The 23,633-nt window shown below is 72.6% G+C and carries 23 protein-coding genes; 18 read left to right on the top strand and 5 right to left on the bottom strand.

Features of this window, described 5'->3' with window-relative positions:
• The first annotated feature begins 95 nt into the window (after nucleotides 1-95).
• Genes ATL31_RS09970 through ATL31_RS09950 form a run of 5 tightly spaced genes read left to right on the top strand, consistent with a single transcriptional unit; the run spans nucleotide 96 to nucleotide 6,393 of the window.
• Nucleotides 96-911 (top strand): RcpC/CpaB family pilus assembly protein, encoded by an 816-nt coding sequence (locus ATL31_RS09970; protein ID WP_101395634.1) that lies wholly within the window; start codon nucleotides 96-98, stop codon nucleotides 909-911.
• Nucleotides 908-2,098 (top strand): CpaE/TadZ family protein, encoded by a 1,191-nt coding sequence (locus ATL31_RS09965; protein ID WP_101395633.1) that lies wholly within the window; start codon nucleotides 908-910, stop codon nucleotides 2,096-2,098. Before ATL31_RS09970 ends, ATL31_RS09965 begins: the two co-directional genes overlap by 4 nt.
• Entirely contained in the window at nucleotides 2,095-3,483 is a 1,389-nt protein-coding gene (locus tag ATL31_RS09960) for a TadA family conjugal transfer-associated ATPase (RefSeq protein ID WP_101395632.1), read from the top strand. Before ATL31_RS09965 ends, ATL31_RS09960 begins: the two co-directional genes overlap by 4 nt.
• On the top strand, nucleotides 3,480-5,474 hold the full coding sequence (locus tag ATL31_RS09955) for a type II secretion system F family protein (protein ID WP_101395631.1): 1,995 nt from the start codon (nucleotides 3,480-3,482) through the stop codon (nucleotides 5,472-5,474). Before ATL31_RS09960 ends, ATL31_RS09955 begins: the two co-directional genes overlap by 4 nt.
• 1 nt (nucleotide 5,475) lies before the next feature.
• Nucleotides 5,476-6,393 carry a type II secretion system F family protein gene (locus ATL31_RS09950; protein WP_101395630.1) on the top strand — a complete coding sequence of 306 codons (918 nt, stop codon included), beginning with the start codon at nucleotides 5,476-5,478 and terminating at the stop codon, nucleotides 6,391-6,393.
• Nucleotides 6,394-6,504: 111 nt separating this feature from the next.
• On the opposite strand, the gene ATL31_RS16885 is transcribed toward ATL31_RS09950, so the two are convergent.
• A complete protein-coding gene (locus ATL31_RS16885; protein ID WP_245862225.1) occupies nucleotides 6,505-6,807 on the bottom strand; it encodes a response regulator transcription factor in 303 nt (100 codons plus the stop codon).
• A 34-nt stretch (nucleotides 6,808-6,841) separates the two neighbouring features.
• On the opposite strand from ATL31_RS16885, the gene hpf reads away from it, so the two are divergent.
• The 7 genes from hpf (at nucleotide 6,842) to ATL31_RS09910 (ending at nucleotide 13,023) form a co-directional block, all read left to right on the top strand.
• Entirely contained in the window at nucleotides 6,842-7,390 is a 549-nt protein-coding gene (gene hpf, locus ATL31_RS09940; RefSeq protein WP_245862223.1) for a ribosome hibernation-promoting factor, HPF/YfiA family, read from the top strand.
• Between the two features lie 52 nt (nucleotides 7,391-7,442).
• Nucleotides 7,443-8,153: a response regulator gene (locus ATL31_RS09935; RefSeq protein WP_245862220.1), complete on the top strand. Its 711-nt coding sequence runs from the start codon at nucleotides 7,443-7,445 to the stop codon at nucleotides 8,151-8,153.
• Nucleotides 8,146-9,342, top strand: a complete 1,197-nt coding sequence (locus tag ATL31_RS09930) for a winged helix-turn-helix domain-containing protein (RefSeq protein ID WP_101395629.1) — start codon at nucleotides 8,146-8,148, stop codon at nucleotides 9,340-9,342. Before ATL31_RS09935 ends, ATL31_RS09930 begins: the two co-directional genes overlap by 8 nt.
• Before the next feature lie 167 nt (nucleotides 9,343-9,509).
• Nucleotides 9,510-10,061, top strand: coding sequence for a TadE family protein (locus ATL31_RS09925; RefSeq protein WP_211284004.1), 552 nt, complete (start codon nucleotides 9,510-9,512; stop codon nucleotides 10,059-10,061).
• A complete protein-coding gene (locus ATL31_RS09920) occupies nucleotides 10,052-11,281 on the top strand; it encodes a Tad domain-containing protein (RefSeq protein WP_211284003.1) in 1,230 nt (409 codons plus the stop codon). The genes ATL31_RS09925 and ATL31_RS09920 overlap by 10 nt, the downstream gene beginning before the upstream one ends.
• 93 nt (nucleotides 11,282-11,374) lie before the next feature.
• The gene (locus ATL31_RS09915) at nucleotides 11,375-11,911 is read left to right on the top strand and encodes a TadE/TadG family type IV pilus assembly protein (RefSeq protein ID WP_101395626.1); all 537 of its coding nucleotides are present in this window, start codon (nucleotides 11,375-11,377) and stop codon (nucleotides 11,909-11,911) included.
• On the top strand, nucleotides 11,893-13,023 hold the full coding sequence (locus tag ATL31_RS09910) for a TadE/TadG family type IV pilus assembly protein (protein ID WP_143598368.1): 1,131 nt from the start codon (nucleotides 11,893-11,895) through the stop codon (nucleotides 13,021-13,023). The genes ATL31_RS09915 and ATL31_RS09910 overlap by 19 nt, the downstream gene beginning before the upstream one ends.
• Nucleotides 13,024-13,039: 16 nt before the next feature.
• Here the strand turns inward: ATL31_RS09910 and ATL31_RS09905 are convergent, their stop codons facing one another.
• Nucleotides 13,040-14,179 carry a GNAT family N-acetyltransferase gene (locus ATL31_RS09905; RefSeq protein WP_101395624.1) on the bottom strand — a complete coding sequence of 380 codons (1,140 nt, stop codon included), beginning with the start codon at nucleotides 14,177-14,179 and terminating at the stop codon, nucleotides 13,040-13,042.
• Between the two features lie 169 nt (nucleotides 14,180-14,348).
• Between ATL31_RS09905 and secA the strand changes: the two genes are divergently transcribed.
• Nucleotides 14,349-17,234: a preprotein translocase subunit SecA gene (secA, locus tag ATL31_RS09900; protein WP_101395623.1), complete on the top strand. Its 2,886-nt coding sequence runs from the start codon at nucleotides 14,349-14,351 to the stop codon at nucleotides 17,232-17,234.
• Between the two features lie 81 nt (nucleotides 17,235-17,315).
• Here secA and ATL31_RS09895 read toward each other — a convergent pair whose 3' ends face one another.
• On the bottom strand, nucleotides 17,316-17,843 hold the full coding sequence (locus ATL31_RS09895) for an Rv3235 family protein (protein WP_101395622.1): 528 nt from the start codon (nucleotides 17,841-17,843) through the stop codon (nucleotides 17,316-17,318).
• Nucleotides 17,840-18,646, bottom strand: a complete 807-nt coding sequence (locus tag ATL31_RS16435; RefSeq protein WP_211284002.1) for a LysM peptidoglycan-binding domain-containing protein — start codon at nucleotides 18,644-18,646, stop codon at nucleotides 17,840-17,842. Before ATL31_RS16435 ends, ATL31_RS09895 begins: the two co-directional genes overlap by 4 nt.
• 60 nt (nucleotides 18,647-18,706) lie before the next feature.
• Between ATL31_RS16435 and ATL31_RS09885 the strand changes: the two genes are divergently transcribed.
• Nucleotides 18,707-19,249, top strand: a complete 543-nt coding sequence (locus ATL31_RS09885; protein ID WP_101395621.1) for a hypothetical protein — start codon at nucleotides 18,707-18,709, stop codon at nucleotides 19,247-19,249.
• A gap of 102 nt (nucleotides 19,250-19,351) precedes the next feature.
• On the opposite strand, the gene ATL31_RS09880 is transcribed toward ATL31_RS09885, so the two are convergent.
• On the bottom strand, nucleotides 19,352-19,594 hold the full coding sequence (locus ATL31_RS09880; protein WP_101395620.1) for a helix-turn-helix domain-containing protein: 243 nt from the start codon (nucleotides 19,592-19,594) through the stop codon (nucleotides 19,352-19,354).
• A gap of 100 nt (nucleotides 19,595-19,694) precedes the next feature.
• On the opposite strand from ATL31_RS09880, the gene ATL31_RS09875 reads away from it, so the two are divergent.
• The 4 genes from ATL31_RS09875 to ATL31_RS09860 are packed head-to-tail and all read left to right on the top strand — an operon-like array spanning nucleotide 19,695 to nucleotide 23,534.
• Entirely contained in the window at nucleotides 19,695-20,369 is a 675-nt protein-coding gene (locus ATL31_RS09875; protein WP_101395619.1) for a CpaB family protein, read from the top strand.
• Entirely contained in the window at nucleotides 20,366-21,628 is a 1,263-nt protein-coding gene (locus ATL31_RS09870; protein WP_143598367.1) for a CpaE/TadZ family protein, read from the top strand. Before ATL31_RS09875 ends, ATL31_RS09870 begins: the two co-directional genes overlap by 4 nt.
• 12 nt (nucleotides 21,629-21,640) lie before the next feature.
• A complete protein-coding gene (locus ATL31_RS09865; RefSeq protein WP_101395618.1) occupies nucleotides 21,641-23,077 on the top strand; it encodes a WS/DGAT/MGAT family O-acyltransferase in 1,437 nt (478 codons plus the stop codon).
• 28 nt (nucleotides 23,078-23,105) lie between these two features.
• Nucleotides 23,106-23,534: a DUF6912 family protein gene (locus ATL31_RS09860; protein ID WP_101395617.1), complete on the top strand. Its 429-nt coding sequence runs from the start codon at nucleotides 23,106-23,108 to the stop codon at nucleotides 23,532-23,534.
• Nucleotides 23,535-23,633 lie beyond the last annotated feature (99 nt).

Below are 23,633 nucleotides of genomic sequence, written 5' to 3'. Positions count from 1 at the left end.
TGTCCGGAGGAAGCGCCGTGGTGTCACATCACTCACTTCAGCCCCCGCAGTAAGTTCGTCGCTGCTCCCTCGCATCAGCAAAAAAGGACATCACGATGGGTCGACGCATCCTCGCCATCATCGCCGCCGCCGTCATCGCACTGATCGGTGCAGTGCTCGTGCTCGTGTACGCCCGAGGGGCGGACGCACGGGCGGTGGCCGCGGCCAGCCCGGTCTCGATCTACGTCACCACCCAGGTGGTGCCGGCCGGGACCTCGCTGAAGGACGCCGTCCGGTTGGGGCAGGTCGCCCAGACCCAGGTCGCCTCCCGGGCCAAGCCCCTCGGCGCCCTCGGCGGGGTCGACGACACCAACGGGGCCCTGGTGGCACTCACCGACATCCAGCCCGGGCAGTACGTGCTCTCCGGCGCGTTCGGTGACACCCCGGTCGGGCAGAAGGCCATCCAGGTGGCCGCCGGCAAGCTCGCGGTCTCGGTGCAGCTGGCCGACCCGGCCCGCGTCGGCACCTTCGTGACGCCCGGCTCGTACATCACGATCTTCATGACCTACCCGCTGGCCAAGCTGGGCAGCACCGCCGGCGCCGCGGCGCCCACCACCACCGGTGGGGCCTCGGCCGACGGTGCCAGCGCCACCTCGGTGCTGCTCGACAACGTCAAGGTCATCGCCATGGGCAACGCCCTCCTGACGCCCACCCAGCAGCAGCAGCAGGCGGCGGCCAACGGCGACGAGAACGCCCAGCAGGCCACCGGCGGGTTCCTGGTCACCCTCGAGGTCGACCCGGCCCAGGCCGCCCGCCTCATCCAGGGCGTGAACAACTACACCCTCTACGCCGGCCTGCGGGGCTCGGAGCTGAAGATCGACCCCAACCTGCAGGTGTCAGACTTGACCATGCTCAAGGACAAGACCCGGTGAACATCCTCTGGGATCCGGACCCCACCGCCGTCGAGCGCTATCGCTTCGCGCTCGGCGCGAACACCCAGGCCCTGGACTCCTCGGGGATGGTGTCGCGCGCCATCCACGACAACCCGCAGATCCAGCAGCTGGTCATCGGGGCCGACGTGCCCCTCGACCAGGCGTGCCAGCTGGCCGAGACCACCCGTCTCGAGCGGCCCGAGCTCGGCGTCATCCTGCTCCGCACGCGGGTCGACGTCACCGCGCTGTCGCAGGCCCTGCGGGCCGGCGTCCGTGAGGTCGTCTCGGCCGACGACCACACCGCCATCGCCGATGCGCTGCGCCGCAGCCGTGACCTGACCTCGAAGCTGGCGGGCCACGCGGCCGGCGGCAACGTCAAGGAGGGGCGGGTCGTCACCGTCTTCTCCGCCAAGGGCGGCGTGGGCAAGACCACCCTCTCCACCAACACCGCCGTGCACCTGGCCCACAGCGGCCTGCGCACCCTGCTCGTCGACCTCGACCTGTCCTTCGGCGACGTCGCCATCAGCCTCCAGCTGGTGCCGACCCAGTCGGTCTACGACGCGGTCTCGATGAGCGGCCACCTCGACGAGGACGCGCTGCGCAGCATCGTGGTCACGCACGAGGAGAGCGGGCTCGATGTCCTCTGCGCGCCGAACGACCCGGGCGACGCCGACCGCATCCCGGTGCCCACCGTCACCGAGCTGCTGAAGATCGCCCGGCGCTACTACGACTACGTCATCGTCGACACCCCGCCGTCGTTCACCGAGCACGTGCTCGCGGCCATCGACATCTCGGACTCGCTGGTCCTCATCGCGACCCTCGACATCCCGGCCGTGAAGAACCTGCGGGTGGCCATCGACACCCTCGACATGATCGGGAGCCCCAAGGACGCCCGCATCATCGTGCTCAACCGCGCCGACGCCAAGGTCGGGCTGCGGCCCGAGGACGTCGAGGCCGCCATCAAGACCCCGATCGCCGTCAACATCCCCAACTCGCTGACCGTCCCCGCGTCGGTCAACCGGGGCGTGGCGATCGTGCTCGACGAGCCCAAGGCCGCCGTCGCGGCCGCCATCAAGACGCTCGTCGACTCCCACATCCGTACCGCGCACGCGGAGGAGCCGTCCGCCGACGGCTCCCCGGCCCCGGCCCCCGCACCGCGCAAGAGCCTGTTCAGGGGGCGCAAGTGAGTCTCGCCGACCGTCTTGACAGTGTTCGCCGGGCCCAGGCCGCGGCGGAGGCACCCGCCACCTCGGCCACCACCGCCGTGCGGCCCAACGCCGCCGCCCGCCGGCGCGACGCCGACCCCTTCCAGGAGGTGAAGAACCGCGTCCACCAGGGGCTGATCGACACCCTGGGCCCGCGGCTCTACGACCCCCACCTGCCCGAGGCCGAGCTGGCCCAGCAGGTGCGCCAGACCCTGCAGACCACGATCGACGCCGAGCAGACCCCCCTCTCGCACGCCGACCGCACCCGCATCGCGCAGGAGGTCTCGGACGAGATCCTCGGCCACGGGCCGCTCGAGCCGCTCCTGCGCGACCCGGACATCAGCGAGATCATGGTCAACGGCGCCGACATGATCTACGTCGAGCGCAGCGGCAAGCTCTACCGCGTCGAGACCCACTTCTCCAACGAGAGCCACCTGCGCCGCGTCATCGACAAGATCGTGGGCCGCGTCGGCCGCCGCGTCGACGAGGCCAGCCCGCTCGTCGACGCCCGCCTCCCCGACGGCTCCCGTGTCAACGCGGTGATCTCGCCCATCGCCCTCGACGGCGCGATGCTCACCATCCGTAAGTTCTCGCAGGACCCCTACACCGACGCCGACCTCATCGCGTTCGGCACCATCACCCCGTCGGTGCGCGACTTCCTCAAGGCCTGCGTGCTCGGCCGCCGCAACATCATCATCTCGGGCGGTACCGGCTCGGGGAAGACGACCACGCTCAACGTCATCTCCTCGTTCATCCCCGAGGACGAGCGCATCGTCACCATCGAGGACGCCGCCGAGCTCCAGCTCAACCAGGACCACGTCCTGCGGCTCGAGTCGCGCCCGGCCAACATCGAGGGCCGCGGCTCGATCTCGATCCGCGAGCTCGTGCGCAACTCGCTGCGTATGCGCCCCGACCGCATCGTCGTCGGTGAGGTCCGTGACGGCGCCGCGCTCGACATGCTGCAGGCCATGAACACCGGCCACGACGGGTCGATCACCACCGTGCACGCCAACACCCCGCGCGACTCGCTCGCCCGTCTCGAGACCATGGTCCTCATGGCCGGTATCGACCTGCCGGTGCGTGCCATCCGCGAGCAGGTGGCCGGCGCGCTCGACCTCGTCGTGCAGCAGGCCCGCCTCAAGGACGGCTCGCGCCGCATCGTCGCCGTCAGCGAGGTGGTGGGCATGGAGGGCGACATCATCACCCTCCAGGACATCTTCACCTTCGACTGGTCGGCCGGCCGCGACGAGAACGGCCGCTTCAAGGGCACCCTCATCTCGACCGGGCTGCGGCCCAAGTTCCTCCAGGACCTCACCGACCTCGGTGTCGAGCTGCCGCTCACGACCTTCATCAACGGAACGCGATGACCGTGCGGCCTCCCTCCCGGCTGCGCCGCCTGGCGGTCCTCGGCGCCGTGCTCTCGGCCGCGGCGGCCACCGTGTTCGCCCCGGCCGCCTCGGCCGCCGACACCGTGCCGGGCACGCTGAGCGACCTCCGCGTGACGGCCGACACCGTGAGCTCGACGGTCGTCCTGCGGGCCGGCGACAAGGTCCTGCAGGTGGACCCCGCCTCCGTGGTCGCGACCATCGGCGGCAAGGACGCGAAGGCCACCGTCGCCGCCGCCGCCAGCCAGGCCCGCTCGACCATGCTCGTCATCGACACCAGCGGCTCCATGGGCGCCTCCGGGATGGCCACCGTCCGCACCGCGGTCAAGCAGTTCCTCGCCGTCGTCCCCAAGGACGTCAAGGTCGGGATGGTCTCCTTCGCGTCCACGTCCGGCGTCGACGTCAGCCCCACCACCGACCGCGCCAGGATCAGCCAGGCGGTGGGCGGCCTGCGTTCCCAGGGCGAGACCGCGCTCTACGCCGCCGTGCAGCAGGCCGTGGCCGCACTGGGGACGGAAGGGGAGCGCAGCATCGTCCTCCTCAGCGACGGCGGCGACACCGTGGCCGGCCTCAAGGGCGGGGCCGCCGGCGACAAGGCCCAGCGCCAGGCCGCGCTCAACGCGTTGGCCAAGGCCAAGGTCCGCGCCGAGGTCATCGCCTTCAAGTCGCCCGAGTCCAACGGCACCACCCTGAAGCAGTTCGCCTCCGTCGGTGGCGGTTCGGTGGCCAACGCCGCCAACTCGGCCTCGGTCGGGGCGGCCTTCGCCGCCGCCGGGCGGGTGCTGGACTCACAGGTCGTCCTCACCCTCAAGCGCCCCACGGGGGTCCTGGGTGACGCGCGCATCGTGGTCACCGGTACCGCGTCGGGGCAGCCGTTCGCCATCAGCACGCCCGTCGACCTCGGGGACACGGCGCCCGTCGAGGTCGAGGCGTCGGTCGACACCCGGCCGCTGGTCGAGGCGGGGCCGCCCCCCGCCAGCGCGCTCACGGCCATCTCGCCGGCGCTGCTGTACCCGGCCATCGGGGTGGTGTTCCTCGGGGTCTTCGCCATCGGTGTGGCCCTGGTCAACCCCTCCTTCCAGACCAAGAAGAGCGCCCGCATCGAGGCCATCGAGGGCTACGGCTTCGGCCGTGCTCCCACCGCGCACAAGCAGAACGTCAACACCGCCGCCATCGGCCAGCAGCTGGTCTCCATGGGCGACCAGATCATGGAGGGTCGCGACTCGACCACCAAGACCATGGCCCTGCTCGACCGGGCCGACCTGCCCTGGCGCGCGGGGGAGTGGCTGGTGCTGCGCTTCCTGGCCGTGGTCGTGGCCATCGCCGTCGGCTATGTCGCGCTCGCCGCCCTGCCGCTGGTCGGTGCGCTCATCGGGCTGGTGCTCGGCCTCGTGCTCCCGCCCGTGGCGCTGAAGTTCATCGCCAAGCGCCGCTCGAGCAAGTTCGAGACCGTGCTGCCCGACGTGCTGATGCTCGTCGCGACCTCCCTCGCCTCCGGGTTCAGCCTCCTCCAGGCCCTCGACGCCGTCGCCAAGGACGCCCCCGAGCCGGCCGCCAAGGAGTTCAGCCGGGCGCTGGCCGAGTCGCGCATCGGCGCCGACGTCAGCGACGCGCTCGACCACATGGCCCAGCGCATGGACAGCCCGAACATGCGCTGGACCACCATGGCCATCCGCATCCAGCGCGAGGTCGGTGGCAACCTGGGCGAGACCCTGCGCACCACGGCCGCCACGCTGCGCGAACGCGAGATGCTGCGCCGCCAGGTCAAGGCGCTCTCGGCCGAGGGCCGGCTCTCGGCGTACATCCTCATCGGCCTGCCGATCGGCATCTTCCTCTACAGCACGGTCGTCAACTACGACTACGTGAGCCTGCTGTGGACCACCTTCTACGGGATCATCATGTCCATCGGCGGCATCATCTCGATGGTCATCGGCATCTTCTGGATGCGCAACGTCGTCAAGATCGAGGTCTGACATGTTCCTGCTCATCGTCGGGCTGCTCTGCGTGGTGGGGGCGATCGTGACCATCGTCATGGCCGTCTCGTTCGGCGCCGAGAACTCCACGGGCGTCGCCCGCTCCCTGGAGATGCTGAACTACAAGGCCACCAGCCGCGAGGTCGGCAAGAACGAGCTCGGGGCCCAGGAGCGCCTGCTCGTGCCCGTCCTCGAGCGGCTGCGCGGCCTGGCCGTGCGCCTCTCGCCCGGTGGCACCACCGGGCGGATCGGCCGCTCGCTCGACAAGGCCGGCAACCCGCCGATGTGGACCGTCGAGCGCGTGATGGGCGCCAAGGGCCTGGGCGTCATCCTCGCTCCGGTGCTCGCCCTGCTCGTCCTCGGTCTCACCGTCGTCGGGCTGCTGGTGGCCGTCGGTGCCGCCGCCGCCTTCTTCTTCCTGCCCGACCTCCTCGTCTACAACATCGGCCTCAAGCGCCAGCAGGAGCTCAGCAAGGGCCTGGCCGACGCGCTCGACATGCTCACGGTCTGTGTCGAGGCGGGCCAGGGCTTCGACGCCGCCATCCTCCAGGTGGCCCGCACCGTCGAGGGCCCGATCGCCGGCGAGTTCGCCCGCGTGCTCTCGGAGATGCAGATCGGCAAGTCGCGCGGCGAGGCGTTCTCGGCGCTCGGCGACCGCACCACCGCCACCGAGGTCAAGAACTTCGTGAGCACGCTGGTGCAGGCCGACCGGCTGGGCCTGCCCATCGCCGCCGTGCTGCGCGAGCAGACCAAGGAGATGCGCGTCGTGCGCCGTCAGAAGGCGGAGGAGGCGGCCCAGAAGGTGACCGTCAAGATCCTCTTCCCCCTGCTGCTCTGCATCTTCCCCGCGCTGTTCATCGTCATCATCGGCCCCGGCGCCATCACGATGATCCAGGCGTTCTCCGGCGGGGCCCTCTGAGGGAGGGCCACCCGCTCGAGCACGGCACGTGCCGGGTGGTTGCGGTCGCGGGCCGGGTGCGGCTGCCGGATGTCCGCACGTGCCGGGTCGTGGCGATCGAGCGAGGCCCGGTCAGGCGCGGTCGACGTCCTGGACCAGCCCGAGCCGCACGGCGGCGATGACCGCGCTGGCGCGGTTGTGCGCGCCGAGCTTGTCGTAGATCTTGCCGATGTGGGTCTTGACCGTCGACGGGCTCATGTAGAGCGACTTGCCGACCTGCGCCACCGACGCCCCCTCGACCAGCAGCTTCAGCACCTCGGTCTCGCGCGAGGTCAACGACGTCTGCGGCTGCTCGTGCCGCCGGCGCATCGCCTCGGCGAGCCCGCTGGCCGAGAACTCGAGCGGGAACATCGAGGAGAAGCTGGGGAAGATCACCCAGCTCGAGCCTCGGACCCGGCGGGTCGAGGTCATGGTCAGTCACGAGCCCAACCGGCGCCAGGCCAAGGCCTGCGACCGGGTCGAGGTCACCTGCTACGCGAAGGGCCCCGTCGTTCGCGCCGAAGCATGCGCCGACGACAAGTACGCGGCCCTGGACGTCGTGGTCGACAAGCTCATGGAACGGCTCAGGCGTCGCAGCGACCGCAGGCAGGTCCACCGGGGGCGTCGCACCCCCGAGTCGGTGGCTCGGGCGACCGCCCGGATCGAGGCCGAGAGCTCCCTCGTCGGCGCGGCCGAATCCGACACGATGCCCGAGGACGGGCCGTTCGGCGACTCGCCCATCGAGGTCCGCGAGAAGGTCCACCGCTCGACGCCGATGACGCTGTCGGACGCGCTGGCCGAGATGGAGGCGGTGGGGCACGACTTCTACCTCTTCCACGACGCCGACACCGACCGGGCGAGCGTGCTCTACCGGCGGCGCGGGTGGTCCTACGGTGTGCTCCACCTCGACCTCGACGGCCACGAGGGGCCGGCCGTCGAGGTCGCCACCTCGGACCAGGTCGACGCCGCCGCCTCGTGAGCGGCGCGGACCGCGCGGCCATCCTGTCCTCGCCACCTGCGAGGATGGACGCGTGAGCCAACCGACGCGTGACGTACCCGGGGGCCACGACGGCCGTGGCCCCCGGGGCATCCGCGTGGTCATCGCCGACGACCACCAGATGTACCGCCAGGGCATGGCCATCGTGGTCGAGCTCGACGGCGTCGCGCGGGTGGTGGGTCAGGCCAGCACTGGCGACGAGGCGGTCGAGACCTGCCTGCGGCTGCACCCCGACGTCGTGCTGATGGACGTGCGGATGCCCGGCGTGGGCGGCATCGATGCCTGCCGCCGCCTGCACAGCCTCGAGCCCGACATCCGCATCCTCATGCTCACCATGAGCGACGACGAGGGCGACCTGTTCGAGGCCATCAAGGCGGGGGCCAGCGGCTACCTGCTCAAGGACCTCCCGGGCGAGGAGGTCTCCGAGGCCATCCGCCGGGTGCACGACGGGCAGGCGATCATCCCGCCGGGGATGGCCGCGACCCTGCTCCAGGAGTTCAGCCGGCTCGCGCAGGAGGAGCCGGCCGGGGCCGACGACTCCGCCCACCTCACCGAGCGCGAGGTCGAGGTGCTGCGGCTGGTGGCCCGCGGCCTGGCCAACCGCGAGATCGCCGACGAGCTCGGTATCGCCGAGAACACCGTCAAGAACCACGTGCGCAACATCCTCGAGAAGCTCCACATCCACTCCCGGGTCGAGGCTGCGGTGTACGCCCACCGCCAGCGCCTCATGCCCACGGATGAGTGACCCGGCGCCCCTCCGGCTGACCCGCCCGGCCGCGCGGCGCATCGCACTCGCCGCCCAGGGCTTCGCGCGCCGACGCCCCGAGCATCCCGGCACCCGCGACCTCCAGCGCGTCCTCGACGCCGTCGCCGTGGTGCAGATCGACAGCGTCAACGTGGTCGTCCGGAGCCAGTACCTGCCGTTCTACTCGCGCCTCGGCCCCTACGACCGGGCGTTGCTGGACCGCGCGCGTGACGTCGCGCCGCGCCGGGTCGTCGAGTACTGGGCGCACGAGGCGTCGCTGGTCGCCCCCAGCACCTGGCCCCTGCTCGACTTCCGGATGCGCCGGGCCCGCTCCGACGCCTGGGGCGGGATGCGGCGGGTCGCCCGCGACCACCCCGAGCTCGTCGCGGCCGTGCTGGCGGAGGTGACCGCCGGCGGGCCCCTGACGAGCCGCGAGGTCGAGGCCGCCCTGGCCCACGACCTGCCGCGCGAGCGCGACGACTGGGGCTGGAACTGGTCGCTGGTCAAGAGCGCGCTCGAGCACCTCTTCTGGGCCGGCGAGGTGTCGAGCGCGGGGCGCACCAGCCAGTTCGAGCGGCGCTACGCCGTGCCGGCCCGGGTGCTGCCGCCGGCCGTGCGCGACCGGGCGGTCGACCCGGCCGTGCGGCCGGGCGACGACGAGGCCTTCCGCCGGCTGGTCGAGCTCTCGGCCCGGGCCCACGGGCTGGGCAGCGAGCAGTGCCTGCGCGACTACTTCCGCCTGAAGCCCGAGCAGGCCCGCCCCGCGATCGCGGCCCTCGTCGCGGACGGCACCCTGCTGCCCGCGACGGTCGAGGGCTGGCACCGGCCGGTGTACCTGCACCGCGACGCGCGCCGGCCGCGCCGGGTGGATGCCCGCGCGCTGCTCTCGCCCTTCGACTCCCTGGTGTGGCAGCGCGAGCGGGTGCGGGCCCTGTTCGGGTTCGACTTCCGGCTCGAGATCTACGTCCCCGAGCCCGAGCGGGTGCACGGCTACTACGTGCTGCCGTTCCTGCTCGGCGACGAGCTCGTGGCGCGGGTCGACCTCAAGAGCGACCGGGCCGCCGGGGTGCTGCGGGTACAGCGCTGCACCTGGGAGGACGGACGGGGGAACGAGCGCGACCGGGCCGAGCTCGACGCCGAGCTCGCCCTGATGGCGGGATGGCTCGGCCTGGCCGGCGTCGTCGACTGACGCATCCGGTAGACCCGGAACAGCCGACCCGCCTGTCACGCGGCCCACATCAGTACCTGCTCGGCCGGGTCGAATCGGCCCATTCGGGGGATGGCAGGGGGCCGGGTCGCCCCATAATGGGAAGCAGACCACGGCAGGTCGTCGGGTCAGAGGAGTGTGCACGGATGATGGCCATCAGAGCCCGCAGCGGTGCGCCTCGGCGCGAAGGGGGCGCGGCCGCGGTCGAGTTCGCCCTCGTGCTGCCCCTCCTCCTGCTGCTGATCTTCGGGATCATCGACTACGGCATGTTCTTCTTCGACTCCATCGGGATGCGCCAGGGTGCTCGCGAGGCCGCCCGGTCGGCTGTCGTCCTCCGGGTCGACGCGACCGCCTGCGGGTCCACGATCAGCTACGACAACATCGCCTGCACGGCACGCACCGGCAGCAACAACATCCTCGGCAAAGCGGCGGGGGCGGTCACCGGCGGCGGGCCGGCGCAGGTGAAGGTCTACATGAAGCTCCAAACCAATGGCAGCAACGCCGCGGGTTGGGTCCAGGGCAACCAGTTCGTGATGTGCACCCAGGTCGCCGAGAAGCCGGCCACCGGGTTCGTGCCGTTCCCCGCCAACGGCATCATGACCAGCAAGGTCGTGATGTCGATCGAGTCCGCGGCCTCGGCGCCGTCGGGCTCGCTCGTGACCGACGCCGCGCCGGCGGGGGGTGACTGGACGTGGTGCTGACCCCGCCCGCACGCCGGGACGAACGCGGCGCCGTCGCCGTCGTCTTCGCACTCGCGGTCACCGTGCTCGTCATCATGGTGGCGCTCGTCGTCGACCTCGGCTTCGCCCGGGACACCCGCCGGGTCTCGCAGAACGCCGCCGACTCCTCGGCCCTGGCCGGTGCCAACGCCCTCTACCCGACCGGCGCGTGCCAGAGTGGCGGCACCAAGCCCTGTGTGACCGACGCGGTCAGCCAGGTCAAGAGCTACGCGCAGACGAACTTCAACGTCTCGCCGGCCGACTGGACGACCTGCACCGGCACCCCTCCCACGGGGTACGCCACGGCCAGCGGGACCAGCTGCATCGCGTTCGACAACGCGAGCAGCCCCAAGAAGGTCTGGGTGCGCATCCCTGACCGCAAGGTCGGCACGTCGTTCGCGGGCATCCTCGGTCGCCAGTCCATCGCGGTGGGCAGCACCGCGGAGGCCGAGCTGGGTACCGACGTGAAGTGCACCCTCTGCTTCCTCGGCAGCGTCGAGGCCGAGAATGCCGACTTCGACGTGTTCGGCGGTGCGATCGCCGTGAACGGCAACGTCAACGCCGGCCCCAACAGCTACTGGTCGTCGGCCTCGAACGGTGTCGTCGGGTCCGTGAGCGGCGGCGTGTTCACGCCGCCCTCGACCACCATCGGGGCCTTCTCGGACCCTCTCGCCGACCTCGTGCTGCCGCTCAGCGACCCGGCCCTGACGGTGAGGACCAACCCCTGCACCCAGGGCCCCGGCATCTACAACACCTCGATCTCGCTCGGCAACAACGTGACCTGCACGCTGACCGCCGGGCTGTACGTCGTGAGCAGCACCTGGCTCATCGGCAACAACACGATCGTCCAGGGCACAGGCGTCACGATCTACGTCCCCAGCCCGGGCTACCTGAACTTCAAGAACGGGTACACCGACATCGAGGCCCCGACCAGCGGGCCCTTCAAGGACCTCGGCATCGTCTACGCCCGCGACAACACCAACCCGCTCTCGATCCAGGGGAACGGGACGACCGGGGTGACCGGCACGGTGTACGCCCCGGCTTCGAAGCTGGACTTCAACGGCAACTCGTGCTTCGTGTTCACCGGCGGCCCGGTGGTCGTCAGCGGCGTCATCCTGGCCAACGGCAACCAGTCGTGCATCAAGATCCTCGCGGCCAAGGACACGACCGTCTCGCGTACCCAGCTGCACCTGTCCCAGTAGCCCCTCGGGGGCCGTCGCACCGACCATTGGTGCTGGGTGCCTCGGTCCGTTCGGCGGATGCGGAGACGAGCGGCGCCTGGCGAAGATATGTGAATGCTGAGGAAGACAGGGGGCATCTCGTCGCGGGGCGACGGGGTGACGAGAAGGCGGCGCACCGAACAGGGGGCATCCGCGGTCGAGTTCGCGCTCGTGCTGCCCGTCCTGATTGTGATCATCGGCGCGATCATCGACTTCGGTTTCCTGTTCTCGCAGCAGATCACCTTCAACACGGCGTCACGCGATGCTGCTCGCAGTGCCGTGCGTCAGGACCTGAGCGGCACCCGCCCGTCCTGCGCGACCATCGCCACGAACGCTCGGGCGTCGGCCGCCTCAGGGGCAGGGGCCATCGGCGCCAACGCGACGGCGATCGCGGTGTCCGTGGTTGGGCCTGGCGGCAGTTGCACGTTGCCGGCTGGGTCCGGGTCGGCGACCGGAGCGGCCGTCTACCCGTGCGTCGGTTCGTCGGGAGCGAGCAACCCACGGACACAGGTCACCCTGTCGTACGGGTCGACACCGCCGTTCCCCGTCCCGTTCATGGGGGCGATGACATTGACCGCGAGAGGGGACTTCACGTGCGAGTACACCAGTTGACCCGGCGGGGCCGGTCGAGGCTCGGTCGTCGCGACGAGCGCGGCGGCGTCGCCGTGATCGTCGCCGGTCTGATCGTGCCCTTGATGTTGCTCGGGGCGTTCGTCGTCGACCTCGGGATGACCTACGCGCAGGCCCAGGCCTTCGCTGCCGGGGCGGACAGCGGGGCGCTCGCCATCGCGCGGTACAACCAGGACCTCCTCACCAAGAGCCCGACGACCTACACCACCTGTGCCCAGCTCCTCGCGGCCGACCCTGGAGCCACCACGGCGAAGGCGATCGCAGGTCAGCAGGCGGACGCCAACGGCCCCTTCAGCTTGACGAGCGCTGCTGGTCAGGTCACGGTGAACGTTGACATGTCCTGCACCGGCGCCGGTGTCCTGGTAGCGGCTGTCACCGTCAAGCGTGATGTGCCGACTACGCTCGGCCGCTTGGCCGGGGTCCAGTCGCTGCACGCCGAACGTCGGGCGGCGGCAGGCGTGTCTCGGGCGTCGAAGGTGGGAGGTGTGTTCCCCCTGGCCATCTGCGACCAGCAGGCGGACGCGATCATGGCCACCGCCGCAGCCGGCGCCCCGTACCCCTCCGTCGTCATCCAGACGGACAAGGTGTGGCAGCCCGGCTGCACATCGAACAACGGCGGTGGCGGCGGCAACGGCAACGGCAACGGCAACGGCAACGGCAACGGCAACGGCAGCGGCAGCGGCAGCGGGAACTGGGGATGGCTGGACTGCGGTGCCAGCAACAACGGCATTCCGACCATCGTCACTCATATCAACAGCGGCTGTGACGTGTCCCTCGAGGGCCATCCGGCATCGGTCCAGATGGGCGGGACTCCGGGGAACAAGATCAATGCCGGTCCTCTGCAGGCGGCGATCGAGGACGCGATCGGGAAGACCTTTGCCTTCCCGGTGTACGACACCGTGTCAGCGCAGGGCGCCGGCACCCAGTACCGCGTGATCGGTTTCGTGGAGCTGAAGATCGTCGCGCTGTCGTCGGGGGAGCTCTCCGTCAAGTACGTCAGCTACAGCCCAGCGGCCGAGTTCGACGGCGCTTGCGGCATCGGAGGGGACAACTGCGCGGAGTACAACGTGGTCGCGACTGCCCTCCTGAACTGAGCTGTCACCGACACCGTCAGTCGGGTAGCAGCTCCCAGTGCAGGGCGTCGACGGCGCGGCCGTCGGGCAGGACATCGGCGGCCGACTCACGGCCCCAGATCTCGAAGCCCACCGCGTCCAGGACCCGGTTGCTGGCGACGTTGTCGTCGGCGGTCTGCGCGACGAGCCGGCGTAGCCCGAGGCCCCCGTCGGAGCGCGGCGTGAAGGCGTGCTCGACGACGAGCCGGGCGGCCGCGGTCGCGACGCCGCGCCGCCGCGCGCTGGGCAGCACCTGGTAGCCGAGCTCGGCGGCGTCGTCGTCGAGGGTGCCCTCGGTGACGAAGACCAGTGCCTCGCCGAGCGCCCGGTCGGTGGCGGCGTCGGCGATGCACCAGCTGAGCGTGGTCCCCACCGCCATCTTCTCGCGGCGGGTGAGGAGCCACTCGGGGAAGGTGTCGGCGTCGAGCACCCCGCGGGCCGGCATGTGGTGGGCCGGCTGGTCGAGGGGCTCCAGGGCCTCGACGTCGTCGTCGCGCCAGGCCCGCAGCCGCAGGCCGCCCGCGTCGTGGGTCTCGAGGACGGGTGGGTCGGCCCACGGAGTGCGGTGCTCCATCACGTCGTCGGCGGTCACGCTCGCGCGCCAGGTGTCGAGCGCCGGGCCGCCGTCGGCATCCGGATGCGTGCCGGGCAGGGTGGCGTGCAGGGTGAACCCGCAGGCCCAGGCCACCCGCCAGGAGGCGAAGTTGCCCCGGATGGCCGCCCAGGTCACGCGCGTGCCGCCGTTCTCGAACCACCAGCGCGAGACCAGGCGGAGCGCCCCGGCCATCAGCCCGCGCCCGCGGCCGGCCGGGTGCAGCCCGAAGCCGGTGTCGGCGACGTCGCGGCTGGCCTGCGGGCGCAGGTCGATGGTGCCGAGGTAGGCCCCGGTCTCGTCGGCGGCGTCGGTGACGGCCCAGAAGCGCACGCCCTCGGGGTCGTTCCAGGCGGCCTCGATCAGGGCGAGGAAGGCGCGGGCGTCGTCGGGGCCGTAGGGGCGCGGCACCATCGTCCACCGCAGCGAGTCGGGGTCGTTCGACTGCTCGACGATGGCCTCGAGGTCGCCGGCGCGGTGGGCGCGCAGCCGCACGTGGCCGTCCGTGAGCTCGGGCACGCAGGTGGGGAAGATCGCCTCGCTCATGCCGTACAGCCAACCATCCGGCGCTCGGCGGGGGAACTCGCCGCACCGCCCCGCCCGTTGGGACCCACGGCCCCACCGTGACGCGGTACGGGCCGAGCGGCTCGACTACCCTGGGCAGGTCCGGTGGTCGTGCGGCCGCCAGCGTTCGTCTGCCTAGGGAGTCCCACTCGTGAAGATCGTCGAGAAGCTGCTGCGTGCCGGTGAGGGGCGCATCCTCAAGAAGCTCGACAACATCGCGGCGCAGGTCAACGCGATCGAGGAGGACTTCGCCAAGCTCACCGACGCCGAGCTGCGGGCCGAGACCGACACCTTCAAGAAGCGCCTGGCCGACGGCGAGACCCTCGACGACATCCTGCCCGAGGCCTTCGCCGCCGTCCGCGAGGCGAGCAAGCGCACCATCGGCAAGCGCCACTTCGACGTGCAGCTGATGGGCGGGGCGGCCCTGCACCTCGGGAACGTCGCCGAGATGAAGACCGGTGAGGGCAAGACCCTGGTGGCGACGCTGCCCAGCTACCTGAACGCCCTCTCGGGCAAGGGCGTCCACGTCATCACCGTCAACGACTACCTGGCCGAGTACCAGTCCGAGCTGATGGGCCGCGTGCACCGCTTCCTGGGCCTCGAGACCGGCTGCATCCTGGCCTCGATGAACCCCGAGCAGCGCCGCGCCGAGTACGCCAAGGACATCACCTACGGCACCAACAACGAGTTCGGGTTCGACTACCTGCGCGACAACATGGCGTGGTCGACCGAAGAGCTCGTGCAGCGCGGCCACAACTTCTGCATCGTCGACGAGGTCGACTCCATCCTCATCGACGAGGCCCGCACGCCGCTGATCATCTCGGGCCCGGCCGACGCGCCGACCAAGTGGTACCAGGAGTTCGCCCGCATGGCGGCCCGCCTCGAGCGCGGCGAGCTCGAGTCCGGGCGCGGTGACTACGAGGTCGACGAGAAGAAGAAGACCGTCGGCGTCCTCGAGCGGGGCATCGACAAGGTCGAGGACCACCTCGGCATCGACAACCTCTACGAGTCGGCCAACACCCCGCTCATCGGCTACCTGAACAACGCCATCAAGGCCAAGGAGCTGTTCCAGCGCGACAAGGACTACGTCGTGATGAACGGTGAGGTCCTGATCGTCGACGAGCACACCGGGCGCATGCTGGCCGGGCGCCGCTACAACGAGGGCATGCACCAGGCGATCGAGGCCAAGGAGGGGGTCGAGATCAAGAACGAGAACCAGACCCTCGCCACGATCACCCTCCAGAACTACTTCCGCATGTACGACAAGCTCTCGGGCATGACCGGCACGGCCATGACCGAGGCCGCCGAGCTCAACTCGATCTACGGCCTGGGCGTCGTGCCGATCCCGACCAACCGCGCGATGATCCGGCGCGACGAGGCCGACCTGGTGTACCGCACCGAGGAGGCCAAGTACCGGGCCGTGGTCGACGACATCGTCGAGCGCCACGAGCAGGGCCAGCCCGTGCTCGTCGGCACCGTCTCGGTCGAGAAGTCCGAGTACCTGTCCGAGCAGCTGCGCCGCCGCGGGGTGCGCCACGAGGTCCTCAACGCCAAGCACCACGAGCGTGAGGCCGCGATCGTCGCCGACGCCGGCCGCAAGGGCGCCGTCACCGTCGCCACCAACATGGCCGGTCGAGGCACCGACATCATGCTCGGCGGCAACCCGGAGTTCCGGGCCGTCGCGGCCCTGAAGGAGCGCGGCCTCGACCCCCACGAGACGCCCGAGGAGTACGAGGCCGCCTGGGACGCGGCGCTCGAGGCCGCCGAGGCCGCGGTCGCCGCGGAGCACGAGGAGGTCACCGAGCTCGGGGGGCTCTACGTCCTCGGCACCGAGCGGCACGAGTCGCGCCGCATCGACAACCAGCTGCGCGGCCGCTCCGGCCGCCAGGGCGACCCGGGCGAGTCGCGGTTCTACCTCTCGCTCGAGGACCACCTGATGCGGCTGTTCAACGCCGGGCTGGTCGACCGGGTGATGACCACCGCCAAGCTCGAGGACGACCAGCCCATCGAGTCCAAGATGGTGTCGCGCTCGATCCAGTCGGCCCAGGCCCAGGTCGAGGCGCAGAACTTCGAGATCCGCAAGAACGTCCTCAAGTACGACGACGTCCTCAACCGCCAGCGCACCGTCATCTACGACGAGCGCCGCCGCGTGGTCGAGGGCGAGGACCTGCACGAGCAGCTGCGCTTCTTCGTCAACGACGTGGTCGAGGGCTACATCGACGCCGAGACCTCCGAGGGCTTCGCCGAGGACTGGAACCTCGAGCGGCTCTGGGGCGCCCTGCGCGCCGTCTACCCCATCTCGATCACCCCCGAGCAGCTCGAGGAGGCCGCCGGCGGCCGCGCCGGGCTCACCGCCGAGATGCTCAAGGAGGAGATCCTCAGCGATGCGCACCGCGCCTACGACGAGCGGGAGGAGACCCTCGGCGAGGAGGTCATGCGCGAGGTCGAGCGGCGCGTCATGCTCTCGGTCCTGGACCGCAAGTGGCGTGAGCACCTGTACGAGATGGACTACCTCCAGGAGGGCATCGGCCTGCGGGCGATGGCCCAGCGCGACCCGCTCGTCGAGTACCAGCGCGAGGGTTTCCTGCTCTGGCAGGCGATGAACGAGTCCGTCAAGGAGGAGTCCGTCGGGCTGCTCTTCCACGTCGACGTCAAGGTCGACGAGCCGCAGGACACCCCGGCCGTCGAGCCGATGCACGTCTCGCAGATGCTCGGCGCGATGGCCGGTGGCGGGCAGGCCCTGGCCGACAGCCCCACCGGCGACGTCATGACCGACGAGCCCGAGCCGTCCGTGGCCCACGCCGGGCACGGGCACGACGACGATGCCCCGCAAGTCGAGGTGTCCGGGGTCGGCGTCGGCCGCCCGCGGACCGGCCGGCTGCACTACTCGGCCCCCACCGAGACCGGCGAGGTCGAGGTGCGCGACGAGGGTCAGAGCGTCGGGCTCACCGAGGAGGAGCTCGCGTCGACGCCCAAGAACGCGCCCTGCCCGTGCGGCTCGGGCAAGAAGTTCAAGATGTGCCACGGCCGCCACTGAGGGGTCGTCGACCGCGGGCCCGGTCTGACCGGTGCGCCCGGCAGGGGTGCACGGCCCGGCCGACCTGCGCCGCCACCCGGGTCAGCCGACCTGGAGGGCACTGACCCGCCACTTGCCGTCCTGCCCGTCGAGCCGCAGCGCCACCGCGCGCACCCGCGGCCCGATGCGCACGACGACCGCGGCCTCGGCGACACCGTCGGCGGGCTCGCAGACCCGCACCCGGTGGACGACCACGCGCTGCCGGGTGGTCGCGGCGCGGCCCTCGAGGCGGCGCCGGGCCACCCGGGCGGCCCGGCGGGCCAGCACGGCGTAGACCTCGGGAGTGGTCCAGCGCACCACTTGGGGGGCGGGCCGGGCGCCGGTCATCACCTCGAGGACGGCCTGGGTGATGTGGCCCGCCCACTCCACCGGGTCGGGCAGGTCGGTGCGCGTGGTGCGCTGCGGGCCGAAGTACTGCTCGTCGGTGGCGCAGCCGAGGTCGACGGCCAAGGCGTCCTGCACGTAGCCGGGGGTGCGCTGGGTGCGTCGGCGGACCTGGCGCACCGCCTCCTCGAGCGAGACCGCGGGGGGTAGCGGGCGGGGGACGGCGTGCAGGGAGTGGCCGCTCACGACACGGCCTCGGGGTGGGCCGGGGCCCGCAGCACCTGGCCCGGGAGCAGGACATCGGGGTCGGGCCCCACCACCTCGCGGTTGGCGGCGTACCAGCGCGGCCAGGCGGCGGCGATCTCGGCGTCGGTGGCGCCGGCCCCGAGGTGCCGTGCGGCGACCGCCCACAGCGAGTCGCCGCGACGCACCACCACCTCGGCCCGGGCCGGGTCCGGCGTGGCCGGGCGCACGCCGAGGGCACCCAGGTCGGGCTGCGGGCGCACGACGGGCCGCCCGGGTACCCATCCCGGGTCGGGGGTCGCCGCCCATCCCGGGTCGGGCAGGGCCGGGGCGGCGACGGCGGCGGGGACGTCGTCACCCGGGGTGGCAGCGGACGGGCCCGCCACGACGCCGGCCACCTCGTGCACCAGCACGGCGACCGGAGGGGAGGTGGCCTGCGCGCCACCGCCCCCGACGCCCACGCCCACCCCGACGCCGAGGACGACGCCGGCGACCCGCCGCACCACCCGCGGGCTGAGGGCCGCGGACGCGGCGCGCGCGGAGCGGCCGACCAGGCCCGGAACGAGGCTCAGCGCCTCGAGCGCCACGCCGAGCACCAGCCAGGCCAGCCCCAGGCCGGCCAGCGCCGCGAGGAGCGCGACGAGAGCCTCGTCGGCACCCACGGGCACCCCGCGCAGCATCTCGCGCAGGGTGGCGCGGGCGATCCCGCCCATGACCAGGACACCGGCCGTGCCCACCCCGGTCACCATCACTGCGGCAGCGAGGCCCTTGAGATGACGTTTGGTGCCGTTTGCCGTCGTTTGCATGCCTTGGACCATAAGCCGGTCGAGATGCCGGCGCAAGCGCTGCTGCGTAGCCTGTGGGCCATGCGGTGGGAGGGGCTGTTCGCGGACCTCGAGGGCCAGCTGGCCGCGGAGGAGCGGCGCGAGCTCGACAGCGAGGTCGCCGAGCGCACGCGACGCGAGCGGGCCCTGGTCGACCTCACGGCGCGGCTGGGGGCCGGGCTGGGGTCCTCGCTGTCCCTGCTGCTCACCGGCTCGCGCACGCTCGACGGCGAGCTGCGCGACCTCGGCGACGGGTGGCTGCTGGTCGTCGACGGTCCGCGCGAGCTGTTGGTGCCGCACGCGGCGGTGGCGGCCGTGGTCGGGCTGGCGGCCCGTGCCGAGGAGCCGCGCACGGCCCGCCGGTTCGGGATGGGGTACGCGCTGCGGGCGCTGGCCCGCGACCGGGCGACGGTCGCGCTCGACCTCGGCGAGGGGCCCGCCCTGGTCGGGACCGTCGACGTGGTCGGCGCCGACCACCTCGTGCTGGCCGAGCATCCGGAGGGGGAGCCCCGTCGCCGCGAGAACGTGCGCCGCGTGCTCACCGTGCCGTTCGCGGCCCTACGGGTGGTCGAGTCGCGGCGCTGACGGGCATGCCCCCGAGGCCGCCGTTCGTCCTCCGGCGTGTTCTGACCCCTCGACGGGTCGACCCGGTGGGACGCGTGGGCTCCGCCCCTCGGCGCGGGAGCGTCAGTCGCGAGCGGTGGGCGACGCGTCGGCGGCGCCCTCGGGGAGGCGGCTCACCTGGCTGCGCGTCTCGGCGTACATCCGCTGGATGTAGTTCTCGAGCTCGCTGGTCTCGACCCGCCACTGGCCGCGGCCGCCGACCTTGATGGCCGGGAGGTCGCCCGTCCGCACGAGCGCGTACGCCTGGGCCGACGAGATGTCGAGGATCTCGGAGACCTCGGTGAGAGGGATGAAGCGGCGGGCCACCGGGCCAGTGTGCCACCACGCGTCACACGGGCCACGCCGTCATCCACAGGCCCCCGGGTTCGGCGCGCGCGCCGCGCGGGCCTCCGGCATCATCGCCGCCATGAGTGAACTGCCGACACCCACCGCGACGCGGCTGCGCGCCCCGTCGTGGCGCGACTCCCGGCTGCTCGTGGGGGTCCTGCTCGTCCTCGTCTCGACCGTCCTGGGCGCGCTGGCCCTGGCCCGGGCCGACCACCGCGTGCCCGTCTACGCCGCCACCGGCTTCGTCGGCCCCGGCGAACGGCTCGAACCCGGCGACGTCACGGTGGTGCAGGTCCAGCTGGGCGACGGCACCGCCCGCTACCTGCCCGCCGACGCGCCCCTGCCGCCCGACACCTTCGCCCTGCGCAACCTCGGCCCCGGTGAGCTGGTGCCCGCCGCGGGGGTGGGCCCGGCCTCGTCGGTGGGCGTGCAGCAGCTCTCGCTGCTGGTCGACGCCACGTCGGCCTCGGCGCTGGCCCGCGGCTCGCTGGTCGACGTCTACGTCAACCGGCCGGTGGCCGGCACGGGGGTGGGCCGGGCGACGTTCGCCGGGCCCGAGCGCGTGCTCGAACGGGTGGCGGTCGTCCGGCTGGCGGAGGAGGACGCGGTCCTCGGCGGCGCCGACCAGACCCGGGCCGTGCAGGTGATGGTGCCGCGCGAGTCGGTGCGCGACCTCGTGGCCGACGTCGACCTCGGCTCGCGCATCACGCTGGTCCCGGTGCCGGGCAGCGCCGTCGGGGGCTCGGAGTCGTGACGACCGTCCTCACGGCGGTCTCGCACCACCACGAGACCGCCGTCGTCGCGGCCGTGGGCGACGCCCCGGGCCTGACCCTGGTGCGGCGCTGCGCCGACCTCGCCGAGCTGCTCTCGGCCGGAGCGGCCGGGGTGGCCCGCGTCGCGGTCGTGTCGGCCGACCTGCGCGGCCTCGACCGCGACGCCCTGCGCCACCTGGCCGGCCACGGGGTACGGGTGGCCGGCTTCGTCGACCCCGCCGACGAGGAGGGCGAGCGCCGCCTCCGCCAGCTCGGGGTCGCGACCCTCCTGCATCCCGGCGACGCCCCGTCGGCGGTGGGCGCCGCCCTGGCCGGGCTGGCCGAGGCCACGACCTCCCAGCCGCTCCCCGTCGCCGCACCCCCGGTCGACGTCGGGCCGGACGCGCCCCGCGTCCGCACCCCCGTCACGGTCGTCTGGGGCCCGACGGGCGCCCCGGGCCGCAGCACCGTGGCCGTCACGCTGGCCGCCGGTCTGGCGGGCTCGGGTGTGCGCACCCTGCTGGTCGACCTCGACACCTGGGGTGCCTCGGTCGCGCAGCTGCTCGGGATGGCCGACGAGGCCCCGGGGGTGGCCGCCGCGGCGCGGGCCTCGGAGCAGGGCACCCTCGACGTGCCCGGCCTGGCGCGGCTGGCGCCCGAGGCCCTCCCGGGGCTGCGTGTCCTCACCGGCCTGCCGCGGGCCGACCGCTGGCCCGAGCTGCGGGCCGCCGCCGTCGAGGACCTGCTGCGGCTCGCGCGCGCGGTGGCCGAGCACGTCGTGGTCGACGTCGGCTTCGCGCTCGAGGACGACGAGGAGCTCAGCTACGACACCGCCGCGCCCCGGCGCAACGCGGCCACCCTGACCGCCCTGGAGGCGGCCGACCACCTCGTGGCGGTCGGGGCCGCCGACCCGGTCTCGCTGCAGCGGTTGGTGCGCGGCGTGCAGGAGGTGGCCGTCCGGCCCGCGCCGCGCCCGCTCGTGGTCGTCAACAAGGTCCGGGCCGAGGTCGCCGGGCCCCGGCCCGAGCGCGCCATCCGCGAGGTCCTGGGCCGGTTCGCCGGGCTCGAGGAGGTGCGGATGCTGCCCTGGGCCCCCGACGACTGCGACGCCGCCGTGCTGGCCGGGCGCTCGCTCACCGAGGTCCGCCCCCGCTCGCCGCTGACCGTGGCGGTCGCGGGCCTGGCCGCCGAGCTCGACCCGCGGTGTGCCCAGGCGCTGGGCAGCACCCGCCACGGCCGCCGTCGCCGCGTGCGCGTCTGACACCATGGGCCCGTGGCAGACCGGCTGAGCACGCTCGACACCTCCTTCCTCCGCCTGGAGGACGCCGCCACGCCCATGCACGTCGGCTCCGTCCTGGTGTTCGACGTCCCCGAGGGCGGCTTCGACTACGAGAACCTGGTCTCGCTGATCAGCGAGCGCATCGCCTACGTGCCGCGGTACCGCCAGCGCATCAAGGAGGTGCCGGTCGGGCTCGCCAACCCGGTGTGGGTCGACGACACCGCCTTCGACCTCAGCTACCACGTGCGCCGCAGCGCGCTGCCCCGCCCGGGATCGGACGAGCAGCTCGAGGAGCTCGTCGCCCGCATCCTCCCGCGCCCCCTCGACCGCTCGCGGCCCCTCTGGGAGATCTACCTCGTCGAGGGCCTGGCCGACGGCCGCTTCGCCATCATCACCAAGAGCCACCACAGCCTCGTCGACGGCGTGCACGGCGTCGACATCGGCAACGTCCTGGTCGACGGCAACCAGAGCGGTGTCGACGGCGTGCAGGCCACCTGGCGCCCGCGACCCGAGCCCACCTCGGCCGAGCTGCTGGTCGGCGCGCTGGCCGACGTCGTCCGCACCCCGAGCCAGCTGGTCGACACCGTGCGCGGCGGCATCGACGACGTCACCAAGACCGTCGGCAGGGTGGCCTCGGTGGCCGGTGACGTCGTGTCGGTCCTGGCCCGCCTCTCGGCCCGGCCCGCTCCCACCTCACCGCTCAACGCCTCGGTCGGCCGGGCCCGCCGTTACGTGATGGTCGGTACCGACCTCGACGACTACCGGGCGGTGCGCAGCCGCCTCGGCCAGGGCTCCTTCGCCGAGGAGGTCACCATCAACGACGTCGTGCTCGCCACGGTGGCGGGGGCCTTCCGGTCGTGGCTGCTGACCCGCGGCGAGCCGGTGTACCCGGGCACCACCGTGCGCGCCCTGGTGCCGGTGTCGGTGCGGCCCGGCGACGGCGAGGACGACGCACCGGGCGCTGAGATCGTCGCGTGCTTCGTCGACCTGCCGGTGGGGGAGCCCAAGCCCTCGATGCGCCTGCACCAGATCGCGTTCTCGATGCGGCAGCAGACCGAGGCGGGCGGGCGGCGGGCGGTGTCGGCCGAGGCGCTGACCGGCATCAGCGGGTTCGCGCCGCCGACCATGCACGCGCTCGGAGCCCGCCTGGGCGGGATGGTCTCGCGGCGGATGCACAACGTCGTCATCACCAACGTCCCCGGACCGCAGACGCCCCGGTACGCCGACGGCGCGCAGATGGTCGCCACCTACCCGGTGACCCCCCTGGGCGCCGGGCAGGCGCTCTCGATCGGGCTGACCTCGTACGACGGCGGGGTGTACTACGGCCTGTACGCCGACCGCGACGCCCTGCCCGACGCCGACGTCCTGGGTCGTGGGCTGGTCGACGCGCTCCAGGAGCTGCTCGACGCCCCCCGCGCCCGCGCCCGCTGACCATCCGCACCACCGAGGAGCCCTCCCGATGCCCCAGACCCGGGTCTACCTGCCGCTGACCGCCGCCGACCTCGACGCCCTGATGGACGGCGCCGACCTCGGCCCGGTGCCCCTCGCGGCCCACGGGGTGACGCCCGCGCTGGGCCGCCCGGGGCTCACCGTCGACGAGGAGGAGCTCGAGCACCTCGCCTGGGTCGCGGCCACCGAGGAGGCCGACGGTCTGCGCGACGGCCCGACCCGGCGCGTCGTCGCCGCGGCCGACGTCGACGGCGGCGTGGTCGCGGTGCCGGCCTCGGCCGACGTGCCCAGCCGGGTCGAGCTCCTCGCCCCGCTGGCGCGCGCCCGGCTGGTGTCCTTCCACGTCGACGAGTCGCCCGGCGACACCGGCACCGTCGACCTGCTCTGGTTCGACGTCACCGAGCTCGGCGCCGTCATCGACCTCCTCGCCACCGACTGACCACCGCCCGGCCGGCGACCCAGCGCTCGCCCGCCGGCGAGTTGCGTCGCGGGAGCGCCGGGGGCGAGAGTGGGCGGCATCCCGACGTCGTGACCCGAG

The organism is Phycicoccus duodecadis (assembly GCF_002846495.1).
GTDB lineage: Bacteria > Actinomycetota > Actinomycetes > Actinomycetales > Dermatophilaceae > Phycicoccus > Phycicoccus duodecadis.
Note: the sequence above shows the minus strand (reverse complement) of the source record. Positions and strands in the feature narration are given on the sequence as shown.

Coding starts and splice junctions, on each gene's coding strand:
- ATL31_RS09860 (WP_101395617.1), top strand. CDS start 23,106: ATGCCCCAGACCCGGGTCTACCTGCCGCTGACCGCCGCCGACCTCGAC.
- hpf (WP_245862223.1), top strand. CDS start 6,842: ATGGTCAGTCACGAGCCCAACCGGCGCCAGGCCAAGGCCTGCGACCGG.
- ATL31_RS09915 (WP_101395626.1), top strand. CDS start 11,375: ATGCTGAGGAAGACAGGGGGCATCTCGTCGCGGGGCGACGGGGTGACG.
- ATL31_RS09905 (WP_101395624.1), bottom strand. CDS start 14,179: ATGAGCGAGGCGATCTTCCCCACCTGCGTGCCCGAGCTCACGGACGGC.
- ATL31_RS09925 (WP_211284004.1), top strand. CDS start 9,510: ATGGCCATCAGAGCCCGCAGCGGTGCGCCTCGGCGCGAAGGGGGCGCG.
- ATL31_RS09950 (WP_101395630.1), top strand. CDS start 5,476: ATGTTCCTGCTCATCGTCGGGCTGCTCTGCGTGGTGGGGGCGATCGTG.
- ATL31_RS09930 (WP_101395629.1), top strand. CDS start 8,146: ATGAGTGACCCGGCGCCCCTCCGGCTGACCCGCCCGGCCGCGCGGCGC.
- ATL31_RS09875 (WP_101395619.1), top strand. CDS start 19,695: ATGAGTGAACTGCCGACACCCACCGCGACGCGGCTGCGCGCCCCGTCG.
- ATL31_RS16435 (WP_211284002.1), bottom strand. CDS start 18,646: ATGCAAACGACGGCAAACGGCACCAAACGTCATCTCAAGGGCCTCGCT.
- ATL31_RS09955 (WP_101395631.1), top strand. CDS start 3,480: ATGACCGTGCGGCCTCCCTCCCGGCTGCGCCGCCTGGCGGTCCTCGGC.
- ATL31_RS09885 (WP_101395621.1), top strand. CDS start 18,707: ATGCGGTGGGAGGGGCTGTTCGCGGACCTCGAGGGCCAGCTGGCCGCG.
- ATL31_RS09970 (WP_101395634.1), top strand. CDS start 96: ATGGGTCGACGCATCCTCGCCATCATCGCCGCCGCCGTCATCGCACTG.